We start from the raw sequence: 26,770 nt of genomic DNA, 5'->3' as shown, positions 1-26,770 counted from the left end.
CAGCGGCACCATCGACCAGCCGTCGGCGGCGATGTGGTGGACCGTCAGCAGCAGCACCTGCTCCTCGGCGCCGAGCACGAACAGCTCCGCGCGCAGGGGGAGGTCGCGGGCCAGGTCGAAGGGGCGGGCGGCGGCCGCCGCGAGCGCGCCGTCGAGCTCCTCGGCACCGGTGGCGACGACGTGCAGCGCGGGGCGGGCGAGGGCCGGGTCCAGGACCTCCTGGCGGGGGACGCCGTCGGTCTCGGGGAAGACGGTGCGCAGGGCCTCGTGCCGGGCGACCACGTCGGCCAGGGCCTCGGCCAGGGCGTCGTGGTCGAGCGTGCCGCGCAGGTGGAGCGCGTACGGCAGGTGGTAGGTGGCCGCGCCGTTCTCCAGCCGGTCCAGGAACCACAGCCGGCGCTGCGCGTACGACAGCGGCACGGCCGCCGGGCGGACGGCCGGGCGGACGGCGGGGCGGGCGGCGGCGGCGCCCGTGAGGAGCGGCGCGAGGGCGGCCACGGTGGGCGCCTCGAAGACCTGCCGGACGGCGAGCTCGACGCCGAACTCCGAGCGGATCCGGGAGATCAGGCGGGTGGCGAGCAGCGAGTGGCCGCCGAAGTGGAAGAAGTCGTCGTCGATGCCGAGCGCCGGCAGGGCGAGCACCTCGGCGAACAGGTCCCGCAGCCGCTCCTCCCGCGGGGTGCGCGGGGCGCGGCCGGAGGTGACGGACGCGAAGTCGGGGGCGGGCAGCGCCGAGCGGTCGAGCTTGCCGTTGGGGGTGAGCGGGAACCGCTCCAGGGTCACGTACGCGGCGGGAACCATGTAGTCGGGCAGGGCCCGGGCGGCGCGGGCCCGCAGGGCCGTGGGGCCCGGGGCGTCGGCTCCGGGGGCGGGGACGGCGTAGGCGACCAGCAGGGTGCTGCCGGGGCGGTCCTCGCGGGCGACGACGGCGACCTGGGCGAGGGCCGGGTGGGCGGCCAGCACGCTCTCGATCTCGCCGAGTTCGATGCGGAAGCCGCGGACCTTGACCTGGTGGTCGACCCGGCCGAGGTAGTCCACGCCGCCGTCGGCGCGCCACCGTGCCAGGTCGCCGGTGCGGTACATCCGGGCGCCGGGGGCACCGAAGGGGTCGGCGACGAACCGCTCGGCGGTCAGGGCGGACCGGCCCCGGTAGCCGCGGGCCAGTCCCTCGCCGCCGATGTACAGCTCGCCCTCGTCGGCGGGGCGCAGCTCGGCGTCGAGGATGTGGAGGCTGGTGTTCCACAGCGGGCCGCCGATGCCGGGCGGGCTGTCGGCGCCCTCGACGTCCATCGTGGTCGACCAGACGGTGGTCTCGGTCGGGCCGTACAGGTTGGTGGTCGAGGCGCCGAGGGCGCTCATGGCGCCGGCGAGGGCGGGCGGCAGGGCCTCGCCGCCGACCAGGAGCCGCAGCCCTTCGAGGGCCTGGGGCTGCTCCGTGGTCAGGGCCTGGAAGAGCGAGGGGGTGGCCTGCAGGAGGGTCGCGCCGCTCGCCCGCGCCAGGTCGGCGAGGCGGGCGGGGTCGATGACGCTCTCGCGGGGTGCGACCACCACGGCGGCGCCGGTGATCAGGGGCAGGTACATCTCGACGACGGCGATGTCGAAGGCGATGGTGGTGACGGCGAGCAGCCGGTCGGCGGTGGTCAGCGGGAAGCGGTCCGCCATGAAGGACAGGAAGTTGACGACGTTGCGGCGGGTGATCAGGACGCCCTTGGGGCGGCCGGTGGAGCCCGAGGTGTAGATGACGTACGCCGGGTGGGCGGGGTGCAGCGGCGCGGTGCGGTCGGCGTCGGTGAGGTCGCCGTCGGGCAGCGTGGCGGCATCGGCCTCGGCCGCGGCCAGGGCGGCGGCGTCCAGGACCAGCGCGGGCGCGGAGTCCTGGAGGATGTACGCGACGCGGTCGGCCGGGTACTCGGGGTCCAGCGGGACGTACCCGGCGCCGGACTTCAGGACGGCGAGCAGCGCGACCAGCAACTGCTCGGAGCGCGGCAGGGCGAGCGCGACCAGGCGCTCGGGGCCGGCGCCGCGGGCCACGAGGTGGCGGGCGAGCCGGTTGGCGCGGGCGCCGAGCTCGGCGAAGTCGAGCCGGGTCTCCTCGAAGACCACGGCCGTGGCGTGCGGGGTGCGGGCGGCCTGTGCCTCGATCAGCTGTGTGAGGTCGGCGTCCGGCACGGCGCGCACGGTGTCCTTCATCGTGTTAACCACCCTTGAATGGCTGTCGGTTGCGTGGCGTCAGAGGCGGGCCGCGCCCGGCGCGGGGGCGGCCTCCTCGATGCGTCGCAGCTCGGCCGCGAGGATCCGCCCGATCTCGGCGAGGGCCGCGGGCTTCATGAGGTCGTTGTGGTTGCGTTCCAGGTGGTGCGCGGTGATCCGGCCCGCCACGTACGGGCGCCAGGTCTCGGGGGTCGGCGAGATGTCGACCTTGTCGAGGTCGGCGACCAGGACGGTGACGTCGCCCGGGTAGCGGTCGGGCACGAACTCGTGGACGAGGTTGCGCCCGTTGGCGTAGACCCGGCCGATGGCCTCGATGTGGTGCCGCTCCAGGCTGGCCAGCGAGCTGCCGAGCTTGCGCAGGATCTCGATGACCTTCTCGTGCCTGAGCGGCTTCCTGCCGAGGTAGCGGCGGTCGTAGCCGACCCAGCGCAGCAGGTCGGCGAGGATCTCCTGCTCGCCGAGCTCGGCGAGGGTCTGCCCGGGGTAGGTGTCGAGGATCGCCAGGAGTCCGACCTGTTCGCCGGCCCGCTCCAGCTGGGTGGCGATGACGTGGGCGGCGATCCCGCCGGAGGAGTAGCCGAGCAGGTGGTACGGGCCGTGCGGCTGGACCTTGCGGATCTGCTCGACGTAGTCGGCGGCCATCTCCTCGAAGGTGGCGGGCAGTTCGCCGGTGCCGTCCAGGCCGCGGGCCTGGAGGGCGTACACGGGGGTGTCCTGGCCGAGGTGCTTGATGAGGCCGGCGTAGCACCAGCCGAGTCCGCCGGCGGGATGCACGCAGAAGACCGCCGGGCGGCTGCCGTGCGGACGCAGCGGCAGGACCACGTCGAGCGGGTCCTCGGTGCGGTCGCCGTCGGCGATCCGGGCGTCGAGGAGGGCCGGGGTGGGGGCCTCGAAGATGCTGCGGATGGTCAGTTCGGTGCCGAAGGTGGCGCGGACGCGGTTGACCAGCCGGGTGGCGAGCAGGGAGTGGCCGCCGAGGTGGAAGAAGTTGTCGTCCATGCCGGTCCGGGGCACCCCGAGGACCTCGGCGAAGAGGCCGCAGACGATCTCTTCGCGGGGGTTGGCGGGGGCCCGGCCGGTGCCGGCGGCGGCGAGGTCGGGGGCGGGCAGCGCCTTGCGGTCGAGCTTGCCGTTGGGGGTCAGGGGCAGTTCGGGCAGGCTCACGAACGCGGCCGGGACCATGTGGCCGGGCAGCTCTCCGGCGAGTTCCCGGCGCAGTTCTTCGGCGCCGGGCGCGGTGCCGTCGGGCACCAGGTAGGCGACCAGACGCTTGTCTCCGGGGGTGTCCTCGCGGGCCACGACGGCGGCGTGGGCGATGGCGGGGTGCCGGGCGAGGGCGGCCTCGATCTCGCCGAGCTCGATGCGGAAGCCGCGGATCTTGACCTGGTCGTCGGTGCGGCCGAGGTAGACCAGGGCGCCGTCGGGGCTCCAGCGGGCGAGGTCGCCGGTGCGGTACATCCGGGCGCCGGGCGGGCCGTAGGGGTCGGCGACGAAGCGCTCGGCGGTCAGGGCGGACCGGCCGTGGTAGCCGCGGGCCAGCTGGACACCGGCGAGGTAGAGCTCGCCGGGCGCGCCGGGGCCGGCCGGGCGCAGGGCCGCGTCCAGGACGTAGGTGCGGGTGTTCCACACCGGGCGGCCGATCGGTACGGGGCCGGATGCGGGGGCGCACTCCCAGGCGGTGACGTCGACGGCCGCCTCGGTGGGGCCGTACAGGTTGTAGAGGCCGACCCGGGGCAGCACCCGGAAGAACTCCTTCTGCAGCTCGCCGGGGAGGGCCTCGCCGCTGCAGATGACCCGGCGGAGCACGGTGCAGCCGGCGGCGGCGCTCTCCTGGACGAAGACCTGGAGCATGGACGGCACGAAGTGGGCCGTGGTGACGCGCTCGGTGCGGATCAGTTCCGCGAGGTAGGCGGGGTCCTTGTGGCCCTCGGGACGGGCGACGACGAGGGTGGCGCCGCTGATGAGCGGCCAGAAGAACTCCCAGACGGACACGTCGAAGCCGGAGGGGGTCTTCTGCAGGACCCGGTCGTCGGGGCCCAGTCCGTAGCGGTCCTGCATCCACAGCAGCCGGTTGACGATGGCGCGGTGGGGGACGAGCACGCCCTTGGGGCGGCCGGTGGAGCCGGAGGTGTAGATGACGTACGCCGGGTGGTCGCCCGCGAGGGCGGGACCGGCGGCGTAGGCATCGAGGGCGTCGGCTTCGGTGTCGGCGTCGAGGACCAGCAGCGGCGCGTCGAGGCCCTCCGGCAGGCGTGCGGCCGTGTCGGCGGTGCTGAGCAGCAGGGCGGGCGTGGAGTCGGCGAGCATGTGGCGGATCCGCTCGGCCGGGTAGTCGGGGTCGACGGGGACGTAGGCGGCGCCCGCCTTGAGTACGCCGAGCAGCGCGACGACCAGTTCGTGGGAGCGGGGGACGGCCAGCGCCACCCGGTCCTCCGGGCCGACGCCGCGGGCGCGCAGCACGCGAGCCAGGCGGTCGGCCCGGGCGTGCAGCTCGCGGTAGGTCAGGGAGCTGCCCTCGAAGCGCAGGGCCTCGGCGTCGGGGGTGCGGGCGGCCTGCTCCGCCAGCAGGGCGGTGAGGGTGGTGTCGGGGACCTCGTGGGCGGTGGCGTTGTGGCCGCGTACCACCAGGTCGCGCTCGCCGGCGTCGGCGAGGTCGGTCCGGCCCAGCGGGGCCTGCGGGTCGGCGGCGGCCAGCCGGGCCAGGAAGCCGAGGAAGCGGTGCTGGTGGGCGGCGATCTCGGCGGGCGTGTACAGCGCCGGGTTGGCGTCGAAGTCGACCTGGAGGCCGCGGCCGTCGGAGCGCTCGTAGACGATCAGGGACAGGTCGTCGGAGGGACCGATGGAGAGGTTGTTGACGACGGCGGGCGCCTCGCCGAAGCGCAGCCCGTAGTCGAACATCATGATGTTGATCTCGGGGCCGACGAGCCGGCCGCCGCCGCCCAGCAGGTTGCGGTCGCGGACGAGGTCCTCGTAGCGGTAGTGCTGGTGCTTCATGACGGCGCGCAGTTCGGCGGAGACCTGGGCCAGCAGGCCGTTCAGGGTCATGTCCTGGGTGACCGGGACGCGCAGCGGGACGACGTTGGAGACCATGCCGGGCACGGAGCGGGCGGCGCGGCCCAGCCGGCACGAGACGGGGACGCCGAGGACGACCTCGTCGGCGCCGGTGGAGCGCTGCAGGTAGAGGGCGGCGGCCGTCATCATCGCGGCGGGCCAGGTCACGCCGGCCTCGCGGGCGGTGTCGCGCAGCGCCTCCAGGCTGTCCGTGGGGAGGAACTCCGTACGGCGCACCAGGCCCTGCGGCATGACGGGCTTGCGGTCGGAGAGGCTGACGGGCTCGGGGCAGCCGGCGAGCCGGTCCTGCCAGAACGCGCGGTCGGCCGCGAAGCGTTCGCCGGCGCGGTAGGCGGCGTCGGCGTCGACCAGGCCGGCGACGGACGCGAACTCCGGGGCCTCGGGCTCCCGGCCGGCGGCGAGGGCGGTGTAGAGGTCGGCGGCCCGGCGGGCGAGGAGGGCGACGGCGAAGCCGTCCACGGTCACGTGGTGGTAGCGGTAGAACCAGAAGTACCTGTGGTCGGCCACCCGCAGCAGGGCGAAGCGGAAGAGCAGGTCGCGGCGGGGGTCGACGGGCTCGGCGAGGGCCTCGCGCATCCACTGGCCGGCGGCGGCCTCGGGGTCGGTCCCGTCCCGCAGGTCGAGCTGCTCCAGCTCCCAGGCGGGGTCGGGGTGGGCGCTCTGCCACAGCCCCTCGTCGTCCTCGACGACGCGCATCCGCAGGGCTTCGGCCTCGGCGACCAGCCGGCGCAGCGCCTTTTCGAACACGACCGTGTCGACGGCTCCCTGAATGTCGAGGTATTCGGCCGCGTTGTAGATGGGGTTCTCGGGGTCCAGCTGCTGGGCGAACCAGATTCCGGCCTGCGCCGCCGTCAGCTGCATACGGTCTCCACCGAGCATGATTCTCATCCACCCCTAGCAGGCAACATGTGGGCCGAATTACGAGCCGCGATTTTGTGGAACGAATTCCACTCTCGCACCGGCCCGAAATCTCCGACAACGGCCACTGCATCAACCTGCCATCCGGCCCCGGCAACGGAGAACGGGCGTTGCAGATACCTGCCAACGCCCGTCCCCGGCGGCACCCCGGCCGCTCTGCCGTCCTCGTGCCCGGATCAGGCCGCCATGGCCTGGACCAGGCTCGTCGGCCGCATGTCCGTCCAGTGCTCGGTGATGTGGTCGAGGCACTCCTGGCGGGGCGCGGCGCCGTGGCGCACGGTCCAGCCGGCCGGCACCTCGGCGAAGGCGGGCCACAGGGAGTACTGGCCCTCCTCGTTGACGAGCACGTAGTAGCTCGCGTTGTCGTCCTCGAAGGGATTGGTCGCCATGGTGGTCATCCTTTCTGTGTGCGGGTTCGTCCGGCCCGTACGGATTCGGCGAATCCGGTGAGCCGGTCGACCCCCCAGTACTTGTCGAATCCGACGATGAAGAAGGGGACGCCGAATACGCCGTCCCGGTGCAGCGAGTTCAGTGCCTGGATCCCCTTTTCACGAATCCGGGGATCGGTGTGCGCGCCTTCTGCGACGGCCGGGTCGATGCCGATCTCCTTGCCGATCCGCGCCATCGTGGCCGGGTCGGAGATGTCGTCGCCGAGCTCCCAGCGGGCCCGGTAGGTCTCGGCGATGAACTCCGGGCCGCGGCCGAGTTCGGCCGCCGCCAGGTACGCCAGGTGGGAGACCTCCCAGCGGGGGGCCGGGTCGACGGGCCAGACCATCTCCAGCCCGCGGGCCCGGGCCAGGCGGCGGACGTCCTGGAGGATGTAGAGGTGCTTCTCCTTGGACATCGGGACGTAGGGCAGCTTGATGTTGCTGCGTTCGAGTTCGTCCAGGGCCGGCTCGTCCGGCTCCCAGAACGGCAGCCACTCGATCCGCTCGGCCACGTCCGCGTGGTGGTCCACCAGGTCCCGGTAGGCCATCCACGAGTAGGGGCTGCGGAAGGAGAAGTACCAGCGCGGTCCGCGTCGTGCCATCACCGCCTCCAACGGTTCGTGCTCCAGGGGTGCGACAGGTGGTTCGGACGGCTCAGATCGTGATGCCGCCGTCGATCTGCAGGACGGCGCCGGTGATGTACGCGGCCCGGTCCGAGACCAGGTAGGCGACCAGGTCGGCGACCTCCTCCGCGGTGCCCATGCGGCGCAGCGGGATCGAGGAGAGGGCCTCCTTGCGGGCCTTGTCGTTCATCGCGGCGACCATGTCGGTCTCGATGAAGCCGGGGGCGACCGCGTTGACGCGGATGCCGGCGCGGCCGGTCTCCTTGGCCAGGGCCCGGGAGAAGCCGATGATCCCCGCCTTGGAGGCGGAGTAGTTGGTCTGGGTGCCGTGTCCGTAGACCCCGGCGACCGAGGAGATGTTGACGATGGCGCCGCCGCGGCGCTTCATCATCCCGAAGACCACCGCGCGGCAGACGTGGTAGACGCCGTCGAGGTTGGTGTCCAGGACCTCGCGCCACTGCTCGTCCTCCATCAGGACCAGCGGGTTGTCGCGGGTGATGCCGGCGGCGGTGACGGCCGCGGCGACGGGGCCGAGCGCGTCCTCGATGGTCTCGATCCAGGCGCGTACGGCGGCTCCGTCGGCGACGTCGACACGGGTGCCGACGACCCGGACCCCGTACTCCTGGCCGGTCTTCTCCAGAGAGCGGGCGGCCTCGTCGTCGGAGCGGTAGCAGAAGGCGACGTCGAAGCCGTCGCGCGCGAGCGCCGTGACGGTGGCCCGGCCGATGCCGCGCGATCCGCCGGTGACCAGGGCCACCCGGGGTGTGGTGTCCGACATGTCTCGTCGTCTCCTCAGACGGTGGCCGGGCGCAGGGCCGCGGCGGGGCGGAAGGCCATGACGATGCGGCCCACGGTCATCACCGTCTCGCCGGCCGAGCGGCTCTCGCCCTCGAACAGCAGGGTGTCGTCGACCTTGCGGTCCAGGCGCACCCGGTGCTCCAGGACCTCGCCGGGCAGGACCGGCCGGTGGAACTCGACGCCGGTCATGCCGCCGAAGAGCATCACCTGGCCGTCGAGGACGTCCGGGTTGGGGTCGTCCCAGGTGGCCAGCACCCCGGCGGACTGGCACCAGGACTCCACGAGCAGGCTGCTGGGGTAGGCGAAGTCCTCGTCGGGGGTGTCCGCGCCGAGCCGCTCGTACCAGGGCTCGTTGCAGGTGACCGCCTTGAGGGCGATCAGGTGCTCGCCGGGGACCACGTCGATCACGCGGTCCACCAGCAGCATCGGGAAGCGGTGGGGCAGCCGGGCCCGGATGTCGCGCTGGCCGATCACGCCGCCGCCCCCGTCGAAGTCGCCGCAGGCAGGGCCGAGGTCGCCGGCACGGCGTAGCGCAGCCGGACGGCGGCGGCGGGGCCGCGCCCGGTGGTCAGCTTGGCCCGTACCTGCCAGTCGCCGGCCGGGGTCTGCTTCCACGTCAGGTCGATGTCCACCCGGTCGCCGGGGAAGACCGGTCCGGTGAAGCGGGTGGACTCCACGGCGGCCAGCGCGGTGCCCTTGGCGCCGGCCGGGAGGGTGGCGTCGGCGCTCTGCCGGGCGCACTCCACCAGGCAGACCCCGGGGAAGATGGGGAAACCCGGGTAGTGACCCGGCAGCACGGTCTCGGTCTCGGCCACCGTGAAACGGGCCGCGGTCGCCGCCGCGCCCTCGGCGGGCAGCACCTCGACCGCGGCGCGCAGGGGGCTCGCGGCGGGCATCAGGCCGCTCCGGCCGCGGCGAGGCGGGCGTTCAGCAGGTCGTACGCGCTCTGCAGGGTGACGATGTTCTTGAGGTCGGACTCCGGCAGTTTGATGCCGTACTTCTTCTCCAGGACGACGACGACCTCCAGGGCCATCAGCGAGTCGACCTCCAGGTCGTCGACGAACAGGACGTCGTCGCCGACCTCGCTCACGTCGACGTCCAGCACCTGGGCGACCAGGGCGCGCAGTTCTTCCTTGTCCAGCACGGTGTCCAGCACGGTGTTCCTGTCCTTTCGGGGGGCGGTTCGGGGGTCCGCGCGGGTCAGCGCAGGGCCAGCAGGGCGCAGCCGACGGTGCCGGTACGGTCCACGGAGGTGATCACGCCGATCCGGCCGGCCGCGCCGGCGGCGGGGTCCTCGGCGTACGACAGCAGGGCGGCGGCCTGGAAGGCGGCCGCGGCGGCGCCGGTGTCCCCGATCAGCGGGGTCGGCGTGAGGTCGGCGTACTCCACCGCCCCGAACACCTCCCGTACCGCCTCGGCCTCGCCCTCGCCCTCGCGGCCGGGGGCGCCGGAGCGGGCGACGGCGGCCACGGCGGCCGGCTCGACGCCGGCCCGGCGCAGGGCCGCGCGCAGGGTGGAGACCAGGGCGGGGCGGGGGTCGCCGTCGAGGACCACGCCGAGTTCGACGGCGAGGAGTTCGGCGAGGACGGGCTGGCCGGCGTCCTCGGGCGTATGCGGTTCGACGAGCAGCATGGCGCAGCCCTCGCCGAGGGCCGGGGCGGCCTCGGTGCCCCGGTCGGCGCTGTGGTGCTCCAGCCAGGCGCGGGCCTGGCTGAACTCCTCGGCGGCCCCGCACAGGACGGTACGGGCGCGGCCGGCGCCGAGCAGCCGGCGCGAGTAGTTCAGGGCGTGCAGGCCGGCGGTGCGCCCGCCCGCGATGGTGGCGTTGGGGCCCTTGAGGTTGAACCAGATGGCGCTCTGGCCGGCGGCGCAGTTCATCACCGTGTTGGGGAAGCGGGCCGGGTCGACGAAGAAGGGCTGCTCGCCGGTGAGGGAGTCGCGGGTGAAGTCCATCATCGACTGGGCGCTGCCGGTGGTGGTGCCCAGCGCGAACGCGGCGCCCTCGCCGGTGCCCACGCCGCGGTTGCGGGCGGAGTCGTCCAGCAGGGAGCCCGCGGCGGTGACGGCGAGCCCGGTGACCCGGTCCATGGAGCGGGTGCCCTTCTTGCCGAGCACCTCGCGGACGGAGAAGCCGGGCACGACGTGGCCGACGCCGTCGGGGGTGGTGCCGTGCTCGGGGCCGAGTTCGGTGACGGTGCCGCGCCGCTCCCGCAGGCCCTTGGTGAAGGCGGCCCGGCCGATGCCGTACGGCGACACGGCCGACCAGGCGGTGATCACCGGGCGTCCGGCTGCCGTGGTGGGGGTGGTCATGGCCGTCACGATGTCCTTCCGTAGTCAGGTACAGGGGTCACAGCGGGCGGGTGGTCAGAGGAAGAAGACCAACCGGTAGTCGCCCCAGTGCTCGGCGGTCTCGCCGGCGCGGGTCACCCCGACGCCCTCGATCAGGGGGCGGGGCGAGCCGAGGGCCGCGACGTCGGGCTCCTCCACCCAGACGCGGACCCCGAGGTCCAGCAGTGTGCGCAGCCCCTTGCGGGGGTCGGTGAGGGTGTCCACCGTCCGGCCGCCGAACCGCAGCGCGGGCACCGGGCCCGCGTCCAGCGCGTAGCCGGCCGCGGAGCCGCGCAGCAGGATGTCCAGTCCGCCGAGCTGCCGGTGCAGTTCGGTGGCGAGGTAGAGCTCGTCGAAGAACTGCTTCTCCAGCGCGCCGCGGTAGCCGCGTTCCACGATGGCGAGCACGCGGCCGTCCATCAGATCCCTCCCAGGTGCAGGGTCTTGTCGGCGGCGGCCACGTTGGCGGCGTAGCCGCCCGGCGGGCGCAGGACCACCTGGGGGAGGTGGTCCACCGCCCCCCGGTCGTCGCTGCAGAACCGGCAGCCGTACCAGTACAGACGGCCTTCCCAGGTCGTGAGCATGTCCTCGACCACGGCCGCGGTGGAGGGGTACTCCCCGTTCCAGTCGGCCAGGTTGCGCGGCTTGTCGCTGCCGAGCGTGCGCTGCGTGAGCATGGTCGCGTAGCCGCAGGTCCACACCTGTACGGTGGCACCGCGCTCCAGGAGGGACTGGGTCAGCCGCAGGGCGCTGGTGACCTGGTCCGACGCGTGGGGGGCACCCATGAGGGTGATGAGCACGTCCGTGTGCGGGATCTGCCTGGCCACTTAGTGCCACACCACCTTGACGGCCGGATCGAGGATCCAGCCGGCCACCACGTCCATGCCGACGACGCGCAGTTCGGGGCGCAGGGCCGCGGTGTCCAGGCCGTGCTGGGCGAGGGAGAAGCTGTCGGCGGCGAGCACCCCGCCCTCCCTCTGGAACCGGTCCAGGTCGGTGTCGCTGCCGGGGACGGCGAGGACGACCCCGTCCTGGACCAGGAAGAGGAGCGCCGACTGCCCGGTGATCACCTGGGTGACCGCGTCGCGCCGGAAACCGGCGTCCTGCGCGACGCGGCCCTGGCTCTCGATGAGCAGCAGCCGGGGGGTGCCGCTCTCCCAGATCTCGCTCACGCCGCCGGCGCCCCGTTGATCGCGTCGAGCACGTGCTGGTCGAAGCTGACCAGGCTCCAGTCGCGGCGGTTCTCGATGACGGCGTAGCCGTGCACGATGCGGCCGGTGGCGGTCTTGACCAGGTTGCCGTCGCGCAGCACGTAGAAGTCCATGCGCGAGGTGTAGGTGAAGTCCTTGAAGACCTCCTCGACGGTGTAGACCGTGTAGAGGTCCTCCTCCATCAGCGCCTCGTCGAGGATGCGGATGTCGGAGCGGGGCACGACCGGGATCCAGCGGCGGTCGTCGAGCAGGGTCTTGATGGAGATGCCGCGGTCGGCGACGAAGCGGTCCTTGCCCTCCTCCATCAGGCGCAGGTAGCCGGACATCTGGATGCGCTCGGTGAAGTGGCAGTACGGGTACGGGATGTTCCACTTCCAGGCATACGCGTTCTCGCCGGCGGTGAGGGAGGCGAGGATCTCCTCCTCGGCCGGGGCCGCGGCGGGCGCCTCGCGCTCCAGGTCGTCGCCGAGGGTGGCGACGGCGAAGCGGGCGAGGAGCTCGGGGATCTCGCCGGCGGCCTCCAGGTAGGTGTCGACGCGCAGGCTGACGCGGACCTTGGAGGTGACGGCCTTGAGGGTCTCGCCGTCGCGCTCGAACCGGATGGTGATCTTGAACCCGATGGTCCCGTCGTCCCTCGGTGTCCACGGCACGACCTCCGCCTCGGCGACGTCGTCCATGTGGAAGGCGTGCAGGATGCGGCTGTCGATGGAGACCAGGTCCAGGCCCAGGCCGTGCTCCTCGTACAGGGCGCGGGCGGGCAGCCCGGCCTGGCGGAAGTGGTCCAGGACCGCTTCCTCGACGAGGTAGTTGACGTGCTTGAAGCCGATCCAGGTGCAGATGTTGGACCCCTCGTAGCGGGGGCGCACCGTGGTGGTGGTCGCGGTGGTGAGCAGCGCCTTGACGGCGGTGTCCGTGACGAGGGTCATGGGCGGGGCTCCAGGGCGTTGAGGAGGGCGGTCCCGCTCTGCGGGGTCAGGCCCAGGGTCGAGTTGACGAAGCGGCTCACAGCGGCGGCGAAGTCGGCGGCCGCGTCGAGCATCGGGAAGTGCCCGCTGCCGGGCAGGACGTACGAGGCCGCGTCGGGGAGGGCCTCGGCCAGGGCCACGCCCTCCCGCGGAGGGGCGGCGAAGTCGTGCTCGCCGGCCAGCACCAGGGCGGGGGCGGTGATCCGGCCGGTCTGCAGGGCGGGGGTGCGCAGGTACAGGTCGAAGAAGCGCAGCCAGCCGTAGGGGCCGACCCGGTCACGGACCCGCTCCCCCATGGCCTGCTGGATGTCGTCCGGGACCCGGCCGCCGGAGTGGGCCCGGATCCCCTCCTCCATGATCAGGTGGAAGTCGTTGAGGTAGTACGAGATCGTCTCCCAGTCGAACTCCTCGGCCCGGCCCCGGTAGAAGGGCGAGACCAGGACCAGGGCCCGGATGCCGAACTGGCGCAGCGCGTCGACGCCGCCCCGGTTCTTCTGGTCGAGCAGGTCGAGCAGGACGTTGGCCGCCATGGAGTGGGCGACGACCACCTCGGCGCCGCCCGGTACGGCCTCCAGCGCCTTGGCGAGCCAGCCCCGCAGGTTGGGCTGCTCGTTCCAGTCGGCGATGGTCTCGGTGCGCCACGGCAGCCGCGCCGTCCACACCTGGTACGAGGCGGGCAGCTCGGGCAGGACCCGGTCCCAGACGCTGTCGTTGGCGGCGAGTCCGTGCAGCAGCAGGACCCGGGGGCCGCTGCCGTCGGTGCGCCGTTCGACGGCCACCGGACGCAGGTCCACGTGGGTGTTCACCATGACCTTCTCCTCTTGCGCCGTGCCGCTCACGCGGCTTCGGGGGCGAGCAGCAGCAGGTCCGCGCTCGCGTCGTCCGCCGCGGTGCCGGTGACGGCCTGTACGGGGCCCCGCTCGCCGGCGTCGAACCAGCCGACGGCGGCGGCGATCTGGAGCAGGCCCGAGGCACCGGAGGCCCGGCCCAGGTGGGTGGGCGCCTCCCAGCGGCGCCCGCGCGCCGGCTGCTCGCCGGCGCCGCGGCGGTAGCCGCCGAGCACGGCGCGGACGGTCGCGGAGCGCGCGGTGGCGGCGGCCGCGGACTCCAGGAGCAGGGCGGCGCCGCCGTCGACGGCGTGCCGGCCGCCGAGGAGGCGGCGTACGACCTCGTTGTCGGGTTCGACGCCGAGGACCAGGACGCGTTCGGTGCGGCCGGCCGAGATCATGGTGACGGCCCAGTGGACGGCGTCCAGGCCGGAGGTCTCGCCGTTGCAGACCATCAGGTTGGGGCCGCGCAGCCCGTAGCGGATGGCCGCCGAGGAGGCGATGACGTTGCTGGAGGCGTTGGGCAGGTCCATCGGGGAGGTGCCCGAGACGGTCTCCTCGCGGAGGGTGTCCAGGGCCCGGGCGACGGTGTCGAGGTTGCCGAAGTTGGAGCTGGCGACCACGCCGACGCTGGTGGCCGGCACGGTGAGGCCGGCCTTCTCGTCGGCGCCGAGCAGGCCGGCGTCGCGCAGCGCGGCGGCGGTCAGCGCGTAGCCGAGCTGGGTGGCCCGGTCCTTGTAGCGCAGCCCCTTCTTCCCGACGTGCGCGGCGGGTTCGACGGGGGCGCCGCCGGCCGCGGGGCCGTCGGCCAGGGCGCGTACGGTGTCGGCGCCCGGCAGCAGGACGGCGGCTCCGGTGATCACCACCGTGGCGGCGGTGCGGGCCGTGTTGGCGGTCGGTGTCGTCATCGGACGCCCTCCACTATGGCGACGGCGTTGATGCCGCCGAATCCGAAGGCGTTGAGCTGCGCCACCTTCAGGGGCTGGTCCTCGGCCGGCTGCCCGGTGACGAAGCGGAAGGGCGCGGCCTCCTCGACCGGCTCCTCCAGGCCCACGGTCGGCGGCACCCGCCCCTCGTTCAGGGCGCGGACGCCCACGATCAGGTTGATCAGGCCGGACGCCCCGGAGGTGTGTCCGGTCATGGACTTCACGGCGGTCATCAGCGGCACCGAGGCGTCGTCGCCGAGCACGTCGGCGAGCGCGGTGGCCTCCGCCTCGTCGTTGAGGAGGGTGCCGGTGCCGTGCAGCATCACCAAGTCCACGTCGGACGGCTTGACGCCGGCGAGCCGGTGGGCGTCGCGCATGGCCTCGGCGATGCCCTCCGGGGAGGGCGCGGTGACGTGGTAGGCGTCGCAGTTGACGGCGACGCCGCGCAGGTGGCCGTGGACCTGGCGGGCGCCCTCGGCGGTGCGGCGGAGCACGATCGCGGCGGCGCCGTCGCCCATCAGGACACCGGTGCGGTTGCGGTCGAAGGGCCGGACCCGGTCGGGCGGGGTGGGGTGGACGCGCTCCAGGAGCCCGTACATCGACTCGGTCAGGACGTCGACACCGGCGACGATGACGGTGTCGGGCGCGTCCTCGCCCTCCTGGTCCAGCAGGTCGCTGCCGAGCGCGAGGGCGTAGAGGGAGGCGGAGCAGGCGTTGGAGAAGGTGTGCGTGACGTCGGCGTTGAAACGTTCCTTCAGGCCGGTGCCGAAGTGCAGGCCGGAGTCCGCGAACGGCGATCCGTCGCGCCACCACAGCTCCAGCGAGCGCAGCTCGCGCAGGCCGGTGCCGACCAGGATGGGGATGCCGGAGAGGTCCTCGCCCAGGCCCGCGTCGGCGGCGGCCTGCGCGATGGCCTCGTGCAGCAGCCGGCCGGCCCGGCCGGGGACGTCCTGGCCGACGGCCGGGCGGTCGTCGACCTCGTAGGCGTGCTGCGCCCGGAACCTGGTGCGGTCGAAGCCGCGCAGTTCGGCGCGGCCGCTGATGCCCGCGCACAGGTTCTCGAAGAGTTCACCGACACCGGAGCCGGTGGCGGCGACGGCGCCCATCCCGATGATGGGGCGGATCGTCATGACGACTCCTTGATCGCGTCGTACCGGCCGAGCAGTACCGCCGCGTTGTTGCCCCCGAAGGCGAGACCGTTGTTCTGGACGATCCGCAGGTCGGCCTCGACCGCCTGGTTCGGTACGCAGTCGACGTCGCACTCGGGGTCGGTGGTGACATGGTTGATGGTGGGGGGGATGAAGCGGTTCTGGATGGCCAGGGCGCAGCCGATCGCGCCCAGCGCGCTGGCGGCGCCCATGCTGTGGCCGAGCATCGACTTCATGGACACGGTGCGGGGCGGGGTGTCCCCGAAGACCTGGCGGATGGCGCCGGCTTCGGTGATGTCGTTGGCCTTGGTGCCCGTGCCGTGCGCCGAGATGAGGTCCACCTCGTGCGGTTTCACACCGGCGTTGTCCAGGGCGAGGCGCATCAGTTCGGCGACGCTGTCGCGGTCGGGGGCGACCTGGTGGTGGGCGTCGCAGTTGAGGCCGTAGCCGAGGACCTCGGCGTAGATGGTGGCGCCGCGCTCCAGGGCTGAGTCCAGGCGCTCCAGGACCAGGATGCCCGCGCCCTCGCCCGTGAGGATGCCCTTGCGGTCGATGTCGAAGGGCTGGCAGCGGTCGGGGGCGATGGTGCCCAGCCGGTAGAAGCCGGTGAAGGTCTTGCGGCACATCGCGTCCGCGCCGCCGCAGAAGGCGAACTCCGCCTCGCCCGAGCTGACGGCGTCGAAGCCGTAGCCGATGGCGTAGTTGCCCGCCGAGCAGGCGGTCGGGATGGTGAGCGCCTCCACGTCGGTCAGGCCCAGCTCCTGGGCGATGGCCACCGAGAGCCGCCCGGCCGGCACGCGCCGGGCGGCCGTGGGGTCGAACGTGCCGAGCCCCGCGGCGATCTCGAGCTCGACCAGCTGGTCGAGGTCGTAGCTCTCGCCGTCCGTGGTGCCGATGGAGATCAGTCCGCGCCTGCCGCGCAGCTGCGTCAGATCGAGGCCCGAGTCCTCCAGGGCCATCCGGGCAGCGGCCGTCGAGAACTGCGCGGCCCTGCCGAGCTGTTCCACGTCCAGCGTGGTGATCCATTCGCGCGGGTCGAAATCGGTGATCTCGCACCCGTTCGCGTGGGCGAAGCCCTCCGTGTCGAACACGGAAATGGGCCGGGCACCGCTGCGGCCTTCACGGAGTCCCTGGAGGAACTCCTTCGCGCCGAGTCCGATGCTGGACACCACTCCCAGTCCGGTCAGGACCACCCGGTGCCGCTCCGGCCGGTTGTGGCCGATGCCGCGCTCTGCCGCCGTCATGGCAATTCTCCCCATCCGTCGCAGCGCCGATTTCCCTACCAGCCGGCCGGCTCCGAGACGACCTCGTAGACGCCCTTGAGGTTCACCATGCGGGGCAGCTCGCTCTGGTTGATCACGATGCCGAACTCCTTCTCCAGAGCGGCGAGGATCTCGATGGCGCGGAGCGAGTCGGCGTCGTGGTCCTCCTTGAAAAGGCTGACCTCGGTGACCTCGTCCTCCTCGATCTCGAGAATGTCGCAGACGATTTCCTTGATGGTCTCGATACGCTCGTCGCGGATAGCAGTCGTCACGCTGATTCCCCTTATCGGATTCGCCGCCACAAGCGCGGCACAGTTTCTCGCTCTGGAAATGGTGGGGCCGGGCGTTCTTTTCCCACAACGACGGCTGCAACAACCTGCCACCGGCGCCGGTGAATTCAGCTCCCGGAGCGGGCGGGCGGGGAATTCTCCCCGGAGACCGGCAGCAACGCGTCGGTCAGGGCGGCTGCGGCGTCCGCGGCGGCGACGCCCAGGCGCCGGTCGGGCACGTCGGGCATCCGGCCGGCGACCCCGGTCAGTACCAGGGCCGCGGCCACCGTGCCGGCCGCGGCGCGCACCGGCACGGCGTACGAGACGGCGCCCGGTGCCATGGGGTCGGGTCCGTACGCCCAGCCGCGGCGGCGTACGGCGGCCAGGTGTGCCGCCGTGAACCGGGCCCGCTGGAGCCCCTCGTACAGCTCGTCGGGTTCCTCCCACGCGTACAGCACCTGCGCGGCGGGGCCGGCGGCGGCCGGACGGGCGGTGCCGATCGCGGCCAGGTCGACGCCCGCCACCCGGTCCACGGAGGAGGCGATGCAGATCTGCAGTCCGCCGCGGCGGCGGTAGAGCCGGGCGTCGAGGCCGCTGCGCCCGCTCAAGTCCGCCAGCACGGGCCCCGCGGCCTCGGCGAGCCGGTCGTGGCGGGCCTCCACGGCGAGCAGCCCGAGCCGCGGGCCGAGCACGAAGCGGCCCTGGACGTCCCGGGTGAGCAGGCCGAGCCGCTCCATGGCGACGGCGATCCGGTGGGTGGTGGGGCGGGGCAGACCGCTGTGCGCGACCAGCTCGACCAGGGTCGCCGGCCCGCTCTCCACGATCTCCAGCAGGACGGACGCCTTGTCGAGCACGCCCACCCCGCACATCGGCCTCGGCCGGACGGCGGTGCTCACCGCTGCGGCGCCAGCCGTGCGCGGATGTCCCCGAGGAGCTCCTCGCGCCGGTCGACCAGGTAGAAGTGGCCGCCGGACAGCACCCGCAGCGCGAAGCCGTGGGGTGCGATGTCCGCCCAGGCGCCGACCTCGTGGACGTCGATGCCGGGGTCGCTGTCGCCGACGTAGCCGACGACCGGGCAGGGCAGCGGGACGCCCGGGCGGGCGGTGTAGCGGGCGACCGCGGTGAAGTCGGCGCGGATCGCGGGGAGCACCAGCTCCCGCAGGTCCTCGTCGTCGAGCAGCGCCGGATCGGTCCCGCCGAGCCGCCGGACCTCCTCGACGAGCTCGGCGTCGCTGCCGAAGGCCGCCGCGCGCGGGGTGAGCAGGTGCGGGGCCTTGCGGCAGGAGACCATGAGCAGTCCGGGCGCGACGCCGAACCGCTCCACCAGGCGCAGGGTGATCTCGTAGCCGAGGGTGGCACCCATGCTGTGGCCGAAGATGGCCAGGGGCACGTCGAGGTACGGCTCCAGCTCGCCGGTGAGGGCGGCGGCGAGGTCCTCCAGCGAGGTCCAGGGCTCCTCGGCGATCCGCTCCTGGCGGCCCGGGTAGCGGACGGCGAGGACCTCGACGTCGTCGCCGAGGGCGTTGCCCCAGCCGTGGTAGAAGCCGGCCGAGCCGCCGGCGTGCGGCAGGCACAGCAGCCGCTGCCTCGGGGGCGCGGCGGTGGCGTACCGGCGCAGCCAGCTGCTCCGGGTACCGAGAGCCATGGTCTCCTCCTCCTTCTTCTCCCGGGCGCGCGGCCGGCCGGCCGCGGGGGCCGTGCGCGGGCCCGCAGGAGCGCCGCCCACCGCGGGCCGGACCGGATGACGTGGGAGAGTGTCCGCCGTGTTCACCGGGTGCACGGGGATCCGTTTCTCGTGACGCGCTGCGCGTGAGGCGCTTCGCGTGTACGGATCCCCGCGCGCCGGCGGCATGCAGGTCGGGGGATTCTCCATGCCACCGGGAAGGGGCGCGGGCTCTTCGCGAGCCCGGATCCCCTGTCCCGGCGTCATACAACTGGCCCCGCCGACCGGGCGGCAACAGAGGTTTCAGGAAGCTGCCAGTGCGGCGTCAGAAGCGGGGGCCGCCGCCGGGGGCGGCCGGGCCGGGCGGCGGCAGCAGGCCCAGTTCGGCGGCCCTGACCCCGGCCTGGAAGCGGGACTGTGCGCCGAGCAGCGCCATGATCTCCGCGACATGGCGCCGGTAGGTGCGGACCGAGACGGTCAGCTCCCGGGCGGCGACCTCGTCGGTGACGCCCGCGCGCAGGGCGCCGAGGATCTGGCGGGCGAGCGCGGCCCGGTCCCGGTCGCCGAAGACGATCCGCTCGCCGGCGGGCAGGGCATTGCGCCACAGGCTCTCGAAGAGGGTGTCGAGGGTGTGCAGCACCTCCGGCGCGCGGATCAGCGAGGCTCGTACACCGGCCGCGGACTCCGCCATCACCAGGGCGGTGCTGCCGTCGACGAGCAGCGCCTGCAGGGGCGGCACCCGGGCCACGCGGATGGCCACCGGCCGCTCCAGCCCCAGCTGTTCGCGGACGAAGTCCTCGTCGATCAGGGCCGGGCTGGTCAGCAGCCGTACGGAGACCGTGTCGGCGGCCGAGTAGATCAGTTCCCGTTCGACGCGCGCGCCGCGCATCGGTTCCTCCTCGGCCCCCGGCAGCCGTGCGTCGACGATGTCGATCGTCCGGGCGGCGCCCCGGATCAGATCCGCCGCGGCGTGCAGGACCGGCACGTATCCGCCCTCGACGGTGGTGATCTGCTGCGCCCGAAGACTCCGGTCGCGGTGGATCGCCACCGTCGATTCGATCAGGGCCCGCACCTCCAGCAGTGCTTGTTCGAGCTCGTCCTCTGGCCCGTTGGACACGTCCACGTCACCATTTCCCCGTTGGTGTTCCATATTGCGACGCGGTCCGCCGCAGGGCGGACCGCGTGGTGTTCCCGTCGTACGTCCCGGCCGCTTCGTCGGCCGGTCGTCGTGCTGCTGTGCCGGTGCGCCACCGTGCTGCTGCGCTACGCGGAGAGGAGCCCCAGTTCCACGGCCCGTACGCCGGCCTGGAAGCGGGAGCTGGCGCCGAGTTCACGCATGATCTCGGCGACGTGCCGGCGGTAGGTGCGCAGGGAGACGCTGAGCTCGCGGGAGGCGGCTTCGTCGGTCTGGCCGTCGCGCAGGCGCTCCAGGATCCGGCGGGTGAGCTCGCTGCGCAGCTTGGTGCTGAGGGCCAGGTGGTCGTCGAGTTTGCGGCTGCGCGACCAGGCGCCCGCGAAGAGCAGTTCCAGGGCGCGTACCGCCGCCGGATCGCTGACCAGAGTGGCCTGCCCCTTGGCGGTCCCGGCGGCGGCCCGGACCAGGGCCGACCCGCCGTCCACGACGACGATGTCGCGCAACGCGGCCTCGCACACGCGGATCTCGAAGCGCGCGCCGGGTGCCCGGGCGAGTTCGGCGAGCGCCGCGTCCGCGACCGCGGGGGCGCACAGCACCCGTACCACGAGGCCGCAGTCCAGGGTGCCGAGCGCCTGGCGCACCACGTGGTGGAAGGCATCGGTTCCCGTCATCGCGACGCAGACGGAGTGCCGGGCCCCGAGGACGAGGTTCTCGACGGCCTCCGCGATCACGGCGACGTCCGTGTGCGGCGCCGCCGGTCCCCGGGACGGGCGTTTGCGATAGAGGGAGACCGTGGATTCGATGAGGGCTCTGGCCTGCAGCAGCGTCTGTTCCACATGTGCGGCGTGATCCGCCGGCGGGCTCTCCTCCACTTCCTTTACCACCTCTTCCGAGCCGTGCGCGTCAATCGCGGCACCGGTCACTGCTTCCCCCTTGGCCATGATCTGCTTCCCCCGAACCGCACCTTTTCAACTGTTTAGTTGAAAACTTTCCGGCGTCATTCGAGCAGCTCATCGGGTCCGACCCTAGTTGGCCGCTTCGCGGCCAGTCAACAAGATCCCGGTGAACGACAAGACAGTTCGGGCATATGTCAACCCCTGATTTTTCAACGCACCCGGGCGGAGATTTCCAGCCGCCGTGGCAGCAAGCTGCACCCACCCCCCGGAACGACGTCCACCCCTTCCGGTTTCATCACCCCGGGCGATCATCCCGGCGCGGTCCGTGACATCGGTGTCCGGTTCCGGCCAACCACCGCCTGCGCAACCCCCTGTCGAGTGGCCTTCGAGCCTACGGTGAGGCCCGTGACGAGAAGCCACACGGGGACCGAGCAGCACACAATTGCGCCACTCTTCGAATCCCACGACGCTGTCGCGTGGTGGTGGACGGTACCGACCGGGCGGTACCGGAACAGTGACGCCGATCTTCTCGACCGCACCGAACTGACCCGCGTTCAGCAAATGAAATCGGCACGGGCCCGAGCGGAGTTCATCACCTGCCGCGCGGCGGTCCGCCGGACGCTTTCCGAGGTGTTTCAGGTACCGGCCACGCATATTTCTCTGGCGCGTCACCCCTGCCCCGGCTGCGGCGCCGCCGACCACGGTCCGCCCGCCGTCCGCTTTCCGCTGACGCCCTGGCGGATCAGCATCGCCCACACCGCGGGACTGGGGCTGCTGGCCCTGTCCCCCTTCCGGGTCGGCGTCGACGTCGAGCGGCTGCGCCCCCTCGACGTGGCGGAGGTCGACGGGCCGGTGCTCAGCGGGGCCGAGCGGCGGGAGTTGCGCGCGCTGCCGGACGGGACCGCGCGGACCACCGGCTTCCTGCGGTGCTGGACGCGCAAGGAGGCCGTGCTCAAGGCCGTCGGGATCGGTATCACCACCGATCTGACCGCCCTGGAGACCCGGTTCTGGGAGCCGGGCCCCGCGCACGTCACCACCACCGGTCCCGGCTCCCCCGCCACCTGGCGGGTGGCCGACGTACCCGTGCCGCAGGGCTGGGTCGCCTCCCTCGCCCTGCCGGCGGACGCCGGCCGGCCGCTGTCGGTCCGCCCCCTCTGACCTTCCTCACCGGCCCGCCCCTTCCGGGCCGTACCGGGGCAGCCGACTGCCCCTTCCCCTCGTCACGGGACCCCCTCCCGTCCCCCCCACGCCCTGTTCGCCGCAGCCGGAGGCCCGCTCCGGCGCGCCCCGAGGCCAGGAGACCGACGACCGTGCCTTCCCCCCAACCCCTCCAGACCCTCCAGACTCCCCCGGCTCCTCCGACCACGCTCACCGACCTGCTGCTGACCGCCGTCGAGCGGCACCCCCGCAGCGGCCTGCGCCACTGCCTCGGCACCGCCGACGACGGCCGGCTCGACCAGAGCCACGCCGGACTGCTCGCCGAGGCGCGCCGGATCCTGACCGGGCTGCGCGGCCGGGGGCTGCGCCCCGGTGACCGCGTCCTGCTGGTCCTGGAGCGGTCGCAGGAGTTCCTGCCCGCCTTCTGGGCCACCGTGCTCGGCGGCTTCATACCGTGCCCGATGACCGCGCGGGGCGGCGACGCGGAGCGCTGGGCCGCCCAGTTGCGCCACGTCGTCCGGCTGCTGGACGGGCCGCTCACCGTCACCACCGCCGCCACGGCGGCCGCGCTCCCGCCGGTCGAGGGACTGCGGGTGGCCGCGCTGGAGGAGCTGTACGGCGACCCGGCCACCGACCTGCACCGGGCCGCCCCGGCCGACGCCGCCCTGCTGATGCTGACCTCGGGGTCGACCAGCAGTTCCAAGGCGGTCGTGCTCAGCCACGCCAACCTGCTGGTCTCCATGGCCGCCAAGAACGGCCACCACCGGCTCACCGCGGCCGACACCACCTTGAACTGGGTCTCCTTCGACCATGTGGCGGCGCTCCTGGAGTGCCACCTGCTGCCGCTGTCCACCGGCAGCCGTCAGCTGCACGTCCCCGCGTCCGTGGTGCTCGACGATCCGCTGGAGTTCCTGCGGCTGGTCTCCCGGCACGGCGTGAGCATGACGTTCACGCCCAACTTCCTGCTGGGGCTGATCAACGCGGCCGCCGACCGCGAGGGTCTGGACACCGCCCGGCTCGATCTCAGCCGGCTGCGCCACATCGTCAGCGGCGGCGAGGCCGTGGTCGTCGCCACCGGCGAGGCGTTCCTGGAGCGCCTCGCGCCGTACGGCCTGGCCGGCGACGCCCTGTGGCCGGCCTTCGGGATGACCGAGACCTGCGCCGGCAGCGTGTACTCGCGCGGGGCCTTCCCCGGGGCGGACCGCGGCGGCGAGTTCGCGAACCTCGGCACACCGGTCGAGGGCCTGCGGATGCGGGTGGTGGACGCCGAGGACCGGGAGCTGCCCGCGGGCGAGGTCGGCGAGCTCCAGCTCAGCGGCCCGATGGTCACCGGCGGCTACTGGAACGACCCCGGGGCCACCACCGCCGCGTTCACCGCCGACGGCTGGTTCCGCAGCGGCGACCTCGGCCGGATCGACGGCGGCCGGCTGACCCTGGCCGGGCGCAGCAAGGACAGCGTCATCGTCAACGGCGTCAACTACTTCAGCCACGACATCGAGGCCGCCCTCGAACAGCTCGACGGCGTGGCCCGCTCGTACGTCGCCGCCTTCCCCACCCGCCCGGCCGGCAGCGACACCGAGCAGCTCGTGATCGCCTTCCGCCCCGACCTGCCCGCCGGGGACGAGGCGGGCCTGCACCGCGTGCTCACCGCCGTCCGCGCCACCGTGGTGATGCACTGGGGATTCCGCCCCGCGCTGGTCCTGCCGCTGCCGGCCGAGGCCTTCCCGAAGACCAGCCTCGGCAAGATCCAGCGGGCGCTGATGCGGGCCCGCCTGGAGGCCGGCGCCTACGAGGACGAGCGGCGCGCGGCGGCGGACCTGACGCTGCGGATGCTGGGCGGCCACACCGCCCCCGAGGGCCCGGTCGAGCGGGCGCTCGCGGAGATCTACGCCGAGCTGTTCGACGTCGACCCGGCCACGATCAGCGCCACCGCCGGCTTCTTCGACCTGGGCGGCACCTCGCTGGACATCCTGCGGCTGCGCGCCAAGGTGGCGCAGCGCCTCGGGATCTCGGGCCTGGAGGTCATCACCGTGCTGACCGCGCCGACGGTCCGCGCCCTGGCCGCCCGGCTCACCGGGATGGACGGCACGCACGGCACGACCGCGACGGACGCCGGGCGCACCGGGGCGGCCGGCCGCCCGTACGACCCGCTGGTGCCGATGCAGACGGGCGGCACCAAGACCCCGCTGTTCTGCGTCCACCCCGGGGTCGGCGAGGTGCTCGTCTTCGTCAACCTCGCCCGCTACTTCGTCGGCGACCGCCCCTTCTACGCGCTGCGCGCCCGTGGCTTCAACGAGGGCGAGAAGCCGTTCGTCTCCTTCGAGCAGATGGTGGACGCCTACGTGGACGCGATCCGGGCGCGCCAGCCGCACGGCCCGTACGCGGTGGCCGGGTACTCGTACGGCGCCGCGGTGGCCTTCGAGATCGCCAAGGTCCTGGAGTCCGAGGGCGAGCGGGTCGACTTCGTCGGCAGCTTCAACCTGCCGCCGCACATCAAGTACCGCATGGACCAGCTGGACTTCGTGGACACCGCCGCCCACCTGGCGTTCTTCCTGGAGCTGATCGACGCCGCGCAGACGGCCGAGCTCCCGGACCGGCTGCGGCACCTGCCCCGGGAGGAGCAGGTGGCCCGGCTGATCGCGCTCGCGCCGCGCCGGCGGCTGGCCGAACTCGACCTGGACGAGGACAGGTTCGCGGCGTGGGCGGAGCTCGCCGACACCCTCACCGGCCTCGGCCGCGGCTACACGCCCAGCGGGACGGTGCGCTCGATGAGCGTCTTCCACGCGACCCCGCTGCACGGGACGCGCGAGGACTGGCTCAACGACGAGCTGCGCCGCTGGGACGAGCACACCACCGGCCCGAACCGGTACCTGGAGGTGCCCGGCGAGCACTACACCCTGATGGGCCCGCGGCACGTCGCGGTGTTCCAGGGGATCCTGCGCCGGGAACTGGACCGCGCGCTGGCCGGGGCCGACGCGCTCCGGGCGGGGCGGACGACGGCATGACGAGCATCACGGGGGAGCACAGCATGCGGGGCAAGAAGATCCTGATCACCGGTGGCACCGGACAGGTCGCGCGGCCGGTCGCGCAGGCGCTGGCCGAGCACAACGACGTCTGGTGCCTGGGCCGCTTCGGCACACCGGGTGTGGCGGCCGAACTCCAGGAGTACGGCGTCACCACCTGGCACTGGGACATGGCCGACCCCTCCGAGCACGCGCTCAAGGGCGTGCCCGAGGACTTCACGCACGTCCTGCACTCGGCGGTACGCCGCGGCGAGGACGGCGACTTCAACGCGACCGCCGAGATCAACGCGGTGGCCACCGGACGGCTGATGGCGCACTGCCGGACCGCCGAATCGTTTCTGTACGTCTCGACGGGCGCCCTCTACGCCCGGCAGACGCTGGACCACGCCTACACCGAGGACGACCCGGTCGACGGCAGCGCCGCCTGGCTGCCCGCCTACCCGATGGGCAAGCTCGCCACCGAGGGCGCGGTCCGCGCCTTCGCCCGGGTGCTGGGCCTGCCGACCACCATCGCCCGCCTGAACATCGCCTACGGGCCGGGCAGTTACGGCGGCGTCCCGATGCTCTACTTCAAGGCGATGCTGGCCGGCCAGCCCCTCGCGGTGCCGCTGGAGGGCCAGAACTGGTGCTCCCCGCTGTACACCGACGACCTCGTCGCGCAGGTGCCGCCGCTGTGGCGGGCCGCGTCCGTGCCCGCCACGCTCGTCAACTGGGGCGGCGACCAGGCGGTGGGCGTCACCGACCTGGTCCGGCACATGGAGGAGCTGACCGGGGTCGAGGCACGGCTCGTACCGAGCGAGATCACCCGGGAGACGTACGCGTTCGACCCGGCGCTGCGCCGGCTGCTGACCGGGCCGTGCCGGGTCGACTGGCGGGACGGCGTCGAACGCACCCTGCGGGCCCTGCACCCGGCCCACGTCGGCCACTGACGACACACCGAGACGAAGCGACGAACGGGGACGACGCGCGATGATACGAGAGCACGCCGATACCGGCCGGGCCACGGCGACGGCGACGGCGACGGACACCGACGCGAACGTGGCGCTGGTCCGGCGCGCCTACCGCGCCTTCCACGACCGTGACGTACCGGCCCTGCTGGCCACCCTGGACCCGGGCGTGGAGTGGGTGCACCCGGACGGCATGGCGGACTACGGCCTCGGCGGCACCAAGCACGGCCACGCGGGCGTCCGGGACTTCCTCTCCCGGGTACCGGCCGTGCTCGGCGGCATGCGTCTGGAGCCGCAGGAGTTCGTGGCGGCCGCGGACCGGGTGGTGGTCTTCGGCGTCCGCCAGGTCACCTCGGTCCGCGGTACGACGCGGACGCTGCCCTTCATCCACTCCTGGACCCTGCGGGACGGGACCGCCGTACGGATGGAGGACGTCTTCGACACGGTCGTCTTCCACCGGCTCATCGAGAGCTGAGCGTTAACGCCGTTAACGGTCCGGCCCGTTGCCGGCCGTCCCGTCAGGACGGGCTGGGGGTCAGGGCGAGCGCCTGGAGGTACTGGATCGCCGAGGCGATCCGCGCGGCGATCTCGCCCGGCCCCGCGGTCGGGGGTACGTCGAGGGTGTCGGCGCCCGTGTACGCGGCGCCGGTGGTGTGGATCGTCAGCGAGAGCGGGGCGCCGGGGTCGGAGAAGGCGACCCGGAACGACAGCTGCTCGGTGTCGATGTGGACCTCGTCCTGCACGCACGAGAGCCGCAGGAGGCCGTCGATCCGCGGTTCGACCAGGTGGCGGGCGAGCCGGATCGCCCGGCCCTGGATACGGATGGGGTGATCAGAGGCGGGCATCGGGAGGTCCTCCGGGCTCGGTCATGCCGGCTGCGAGGGTGGTGCCGTCGGCCGGGTCGATGAGCAGGAAGGACCCGGTGCGCCGGGAGTCGGCGTACGCGTCGAGCGCGAGCGGCT

Annotated in this window: 28 protein-coding genes; 4 read left to right on the top strand and 24 right to left on the bottom strand. The window is 73.2% G+C overall.

Annotated elements, in window-relative coordinates:
- From ACZ6KO_RS34775 to ACZ6KO_RS34670, 22 genes are all read right to left on the bottom strand, one after another.
- Positions 1-2,190 (bottom strand): amino acid adenylation domain-containing protein (locus ACZ6KO_RS34775; RefSeq protein WP_469307980.1); only part of this gene is annotated, 2,190 nt, incomplete at its 3' end.
- Between the two features lie 39 nt (positions 2,191-2,229).
- Entirely contained in the window at positions 2,230-6,162 is a 3,933-nt protein-coding gene (locus ACZ6KO_RS34770) for an amino acid adenylation domain-containing protein (RefSeq protein ID WP_469307979.1), read from the bottom strand.
- Between the two features lie 215 nt (positions 6,163-6,377).
- Positions 6,378-6,590 (bottom strand): MbtH family protein, encoded by a 213-nt coding sequence (locus ACZ6KO_RS34765; RefSeq protein WP_469307978.1) that lies wholly within the window; start codon positions 6,588-6,590, stop codon positions 6,378-6,380.
- A gap of 5 nt (positions 6,591-6,595) precedes the next feature.
- Positions 6,596-7,231, bottom strand: coding sequence for a DsbA family protein (locus tag ACZ6KO_RS34760; protein ID WP_469307977.1), 636 nt, complete (start codon positions 7,229-7,231; stop codon positions 6,596-6,598).
- A gap of 52 nt (positions 7,232-7,283) precedes the next feature.
- Entirely contained in the window at positions 7,284-8,030 is a 747-nt protein-coding gene (fabG, locus tag ACZ6KO_RS34755; protein WP_469307976.1) for a 3-oxoacyl-[acyl-carrier-protein] reductase, read from the bottom strand.
- A 14-nt stretch (positions 8,031-8,044) separates the two neighbouring features.
- Entirely contained in the window at positions 8,045-8,524 is a 480-nt protein-coding gene (locus ACZ6KO_RS34750) for a 3-hydroxyacyl-ACP dehydratase FabZ family protein (protein ID WP_469307975.1), read from the bottom strand.
- Complete coding sequence (locus tag ACZ6KO_RS34745; protein WP_469307974.1) at positions 8,521-8,946, bottom strand: 3-hydroxyacyl-ACP dehydratase FabZ family protein; 426 nt, start codon at positions 8,944-8,946, stop codon at positions 8,521-8,523. Before ACZ6KO_RS34745 ends, ACZ6KO_RS34750 begins: the two co-directional genes overlap by 4 nt.
- A complete protein-coding gene (locus ACZ6KO_RS34740; protein WP_469307973.1) occupies positions 8,946-9,206 on the bottom strand; it encodes an acyl carrier protein in 261 nt (86 codons plus the stop codon). Before ACZ6KO_RS34740 ends, ACZ6KO_RS34745 begins: the two co-directional genes overlap by 1 nt.
- Positions 9,207-9,250: 44 nt before the next feature.
- Positions 9,251-10,360 carry a beta-ketoacyl synthase N-terminal-like domain-containing protein gene (locus ACZ6KO_RS34735; protein WP_469307972.1) on the bottom strand — a complete coding sequence of 370 codons (1,110 nt, stop codon included), beginning with the start codon at positions 10,358-10,360 and terminating at the stop codon, positions 9,251-9,253.
- A gap of 54 nt (positions 10,361-10,414) precedes the next feature.
- Complete coding sequence (locus ACZ6KO_RS34730; RefSeq protein ID WP_469307971.1) at positions 10,415-10,798, bottom strand: hypothetical protein; 384 nt, start codon at positions 10,796-10,798, stop codon at positions 10,415-10,417.
- Complete coding sequence (locus ACZ6KO_RS34725; protein WP_469307970.1) at positions 10,798-11,205, bottom strand: hypothetical protein; 408 nt, start codon at positions 11,203-11,205, stop codon at positions 10,798-10,800. The genes ACZ6KO_RS34730 and ACZ6KO_RS34725 overlap by 1 nt, the downstream gene beginning before the upstream one ends.
- Positions 11,206-11,550 (bottom strand): hypothetical protein, encoded by a 345-nt coding sequence (locus tag ACZ6KO_RS34720; RefSeq protein WP_469307969.1) that lies wholly within the window; start codon positions 11,548-11,550, stop codon positions 11,206-11,208.
- On the bottom strand, positions 11,547-12,515 hold the full coding sequence (locus ACZ6KO_RS34715; RefSeq protein ID WP_469307968.1) for an acyl-CoA thioesterase family protein: 969 nt from the start codon (positions 12,513-12,515) through the stop codon (positions 11,547-11,549). Before ACZ6KO_RS34715 ends, ACZ6KO_RS34720 begins: the two co-directional genes overlap by 4 nt.
- Complete coding sequence (locus tag ACZ6KO_RS34710; RefSeq protein WP_469307967.1) at positions 12,512-13,363, bottom strand: alpha/beta fold hydrolase; 852 nt, start codon at positions 13,361-13,363, stop codon at positions 12,512-12,514. Before ACZ6KO_RS34710 ends, ACZ6KO_RS34715 begins: the two co-directional genes overlap by 4 nt.
- A 26-nt stretch (positions 13,364-13,389) precedes the next feature.
- On the bottom strand, positions 13,390-14,289 hold the full coding sequence (locus ACZ6KO_RS34705; RefSeq protein ID WP_469307966.1) for a beta-ketoacyl synthase N-terminal-like domain-containing protein: 900 nt from the start codon (positions 14,287-14,289) through the stop codon (positions 13,390-13,392).
- Positions 14,286-15,437 carry a beta-ketoacyl-[acyl-carrier-protein] synthase family protein gene (locus ACZ6KO_RS34700; RefSeq protein ID WP_469307965.1) on the bottom strand — a complete coding sequence of 384 codons (1,152 nt, stop codon included), beginning with the start codon at positions 15,435-15,437 and terminating at the stop codon, positions 14,286-14,288. Before ACZ6KO_RS34700 ends, ACZ6KO_RS34705 begins: the two co-directional genes overlap by 4 nt.
- Positions 15,434-16,699 carry a beta-ketoacyl-[acyl-carrier-protein] synthase family protein gene (locus ACZ6KO_RS34695; protein ID WP_469307964.1) on the bottom strand — a complete coding sequence of 422 codons (1,266 nt, stop codon included), beginning with the start codon at positions 16,697-16,699 and terminating at the stop codon, positions 15,434-15,436. The genes ACZ6KO_RS34700 and ACZ6KO_RS34695 overlap by 4 nt, the downstream gene beginning before the upstream one ends.
- 35 nt (positions 16,700-16,734) lie before the next feature.
- Entirely contained in the window at positions 16,735-16,989 is a 255-nt protein-coding gene (locus tag ACZ6KO_RS34690) for an acyl carrier protein (RefSeq protein WP_401457275.1), read from the bottom strand.
- A 125-nt stretch (positions 16,990-17,114) separates the two neighbouring features.
- The gene (locus tag ACZ6KO_RS34685; RefSeq protein WP_469307963.1) at positions 17,115-17,882 is read right to left on the bottom strand and encodes an IclR family transcriptional regulator; all 768 of its coding nucleotides are present in this window, start codon (positions 17,880-17,882) and stop codon (positions 17,115-17,117) included.
- Entirely contained in the window at positions 17,879-18,631 is a 753-nt protein-coding gene (locus ACZ6KO_RS34680) for a thioesterase II family protein (protein ID WP_469307962.1), read from the bottom strand. Before ACZ6KO_RS34680 ends, ACZ6KO_RS34685 begins: the two co-directional genes overlap by 4 nt.
- A gap of 343 nt (positions 18,632-18,974) precedes the next feature.
- Positions 18,975-19,766 carry a LuxR family transcriptional regulator gene (locus ACZ6KO_RS34675; protein ID WP_469307961.1) on the bottom strand — a complete coding sequence of 264 codons (792 nt, stop codon included), beginning with the start codon at positions 19,764-19,766 and terminating at the stop codon, positions 18,975-18,977.
- A gap of 146 nt (positions 19,767-19,912) precedes the next feature.
- Positions 19,913-20,620, bottom strand: coding sequence for a helix-turn-helix transcriptional regulator (locus ACZ6KO_RS34670; RefSeq protein ID WP_469307960.1), 708 nt, complete (start codon positions 20,618-20,620; stop codon positions 19,913-19,915).
- Positions 20,621-21,310: 690 nt separating this feature from the next.
- Between ACZ6KO_RS34670 and ACZ6KO_RS34665 the strand changes: the two genes are divergently transcribed.
- The 4 genes from ACZ6KO_RS34665 (at position 21,311) to ACZ6KO_RS34650 (ending at position 26,283) form a co-directional block, all read left to right on the top strand.
- On the top strand, positions 21,311-21,838 hold the full coding sequence (locus ACZ6KO_RS34665; protein WP_469307959.1) for a 4'-phosphopantetheinyl transferase family protein: 528 nt from the start codon (positions 21,311-21,313) through the stop codon (positions 21,836-21,838).
- Between the two features lie 152 nt (positions 21,839-21,990).
- Positions 21,991-24,843, top strand: coding sequence for an AMP-binding protein (locus tag ACZ6KO_RS34660; RefSeq protein WP_469307958.1), 2,853 nt, complete (start codon positions 21,991-21,993; stop codon positions 24,841-24,843).
- A 23-nt stretch (positions 24,844-24,866) separates the two neighbouring features.
- The gene (locus ACZ6KO_RS34655) at positions 24,867-25,790 is read left to right on the top strand and encodes an NAD-dependent epimerase/dehydratase family protein (protein ID WP_469307982.1); all 924 of its coding nucleotides are present in this window, start codon (positions 24,867-24,869) and stop codon (positions 25,788-25,790) included.
- Between the two features lie 40 nt (positions 25,791-25,830).
- On the top strand, positions 25,831-26,283 hold the full coding sequence (locus ACZ6KO_RS34650; protein ID WP_469307957.1) for a nuclear transport factor 2 family protein: 453 nt from the start codon (positions 25,831-25,833) through the stop codon (positions 26,281-26,283).
- A 43-nt stretch (positions 26,284-26,326) separates the two neighbouring features.
- Here the strand turns inward: ACZ6KO_RS34650 and ACZ6KO_RS34645 are convergent, their stop codons facing one another.
- The gene (locus tag ACZ6KO_RS34645; RefSeq protein WP_401457293.1) at positions 26,327-26,653 is read right to left on the bottom strand and encodes a hypothetical protein; all 327 of its coding nucleotides are present in this window, start codon (positions 26,651-26,653) and stop codon (positions 26,327-26,329) included.
- On the bottom strand, positions 26,640-26,770 hold a 131-nt coding region (locus ACZ6KO_RS34640; protein ID WP_469307981.1), incomplete at its 5' end, for an elongation factor 1-alpha C-terminal domain-related protein. The genes ACZ6KO_RS34645 and ACZ6KO_RS34640, both read right to left, overlap by 14 nt.

The organism is Streptomyces sp. NPDC042102 (assembly GCF_055582305.1).
This window is presented reverse-complemented; position numbering and strand designations above follow the sequence as displayed.

Coding starts and splice junctions, on each gene's coding strand:
- ACZ6KO_RS34770 (WP_469307979.1), bottom strand. CDS start 6,162: ATGCTCGGTGGAGACCGTATGCAGCTGACGGCGGCGCAGGCCGGAATC.
- ACZ6KO_RS34765 (WP_469307978.1), bottom strand. CDS start 6,590: ATGGCGACCAATCCCTTCGAGGACGACAACGCGAGCTACTACGTGCTC.
- ACZ6KO_RS34760 (WP_469307977.1), bottom strand. CDS start 7,231: ATGGCACGACGCGGACCGCGCTGGTACTTCTCCTTCCGCAGCCCCTAC.
- fabG (WP_469307976.1), bottom strand. CDS start 8,030: ATGTCGGACACCACACCCCGGGTGGCCCTGGTCACCGGCGGATCGCGC.
- ACZ6KO_RS34745 (WP_469307974.1), bottom strand. CDS start 8,946: ATGCCCGCCGCGAGCCCCCTGCGCGCCGCGGTCGAGGTGCTGCCCGCC.
- ACZ6KO_RS34735 (WP_469307972.1), bottom strand. CDS start 10,360: ATGACCACCCCCACCACGGCAGCCGGACGCCCGGTGATCACCGCCTGG.
- ACZ6KO_RS34730 (WP_469307971.1), bottom strand. CDS start 10,798: ATGGACGGCCGCGTGCTCGCCATCGTGGAACGCGGCTACCGCGGCGCG.
- ACZ6KO_RS34715 (WP_469307968.1), bottom strand. CDS start 12,515: ATGACCCTCGTCACGGACACCGCCGTCAAGGCGCTGCTCACCACCGCG.
- ACZ6KO_RS34710 (WP_469307967.1), bottom strand. CDS start 13,363: ATGGTGAACACCCACGTGGACCTGCGTCCGGTGGCCGTCGAACGGCGC.
- ACZ6KO_RS34705 (WP_469307966.1), bottom strand. CDS start 14,289: ATGACGACACCGACCGCCAACACGGCCCGCACCGCCGCCACGGTGGTG.
- ACZ6KO_RS34700 (WP_469307965.1), bottom strand. CDS start 15,437: ATGACGATCCGCCCCATCATCGGGATGGGCGCCGTCGCCGCCACCGGC.
- ACZ6KO_RS34695 (WP_469307964.1), bottom strand. CDS start 16,699: ATGACGGCGGCAGAGCGCGGCATCGGCCACAACCGGCCGGAGCGGCAC.
- ACZ6KO_RS34680 (WP_469307962.1), bottom strand. CDS start 18,631: ATGGCTCTCGGTACCCGGAGCAGCTGGCTGCGCCGGTACGCCACCGCC.
- ACZ6KO_RS34655 (WP_469307982.1), top strand. CDS start 24,867: ATGCGGGGCAAGAAGATCCTGATCACCGGTGGCACCGGACAGGTCGCG.
- ACZ6KO_RS34650 (WP_469307957.1), top strand. CDS start 25,831: ATGATACGAGAGCACGCCGATACCGGCCGGGCCACGGCGACGGCGACG.
- ACZ6KO_RS34645 (WP_401457293.1), bottom strand. CDS start 26,653: ATGCCCGCCTCTGATCACCCCATCCGTATCCAGGGCCGGGCGATCCGG.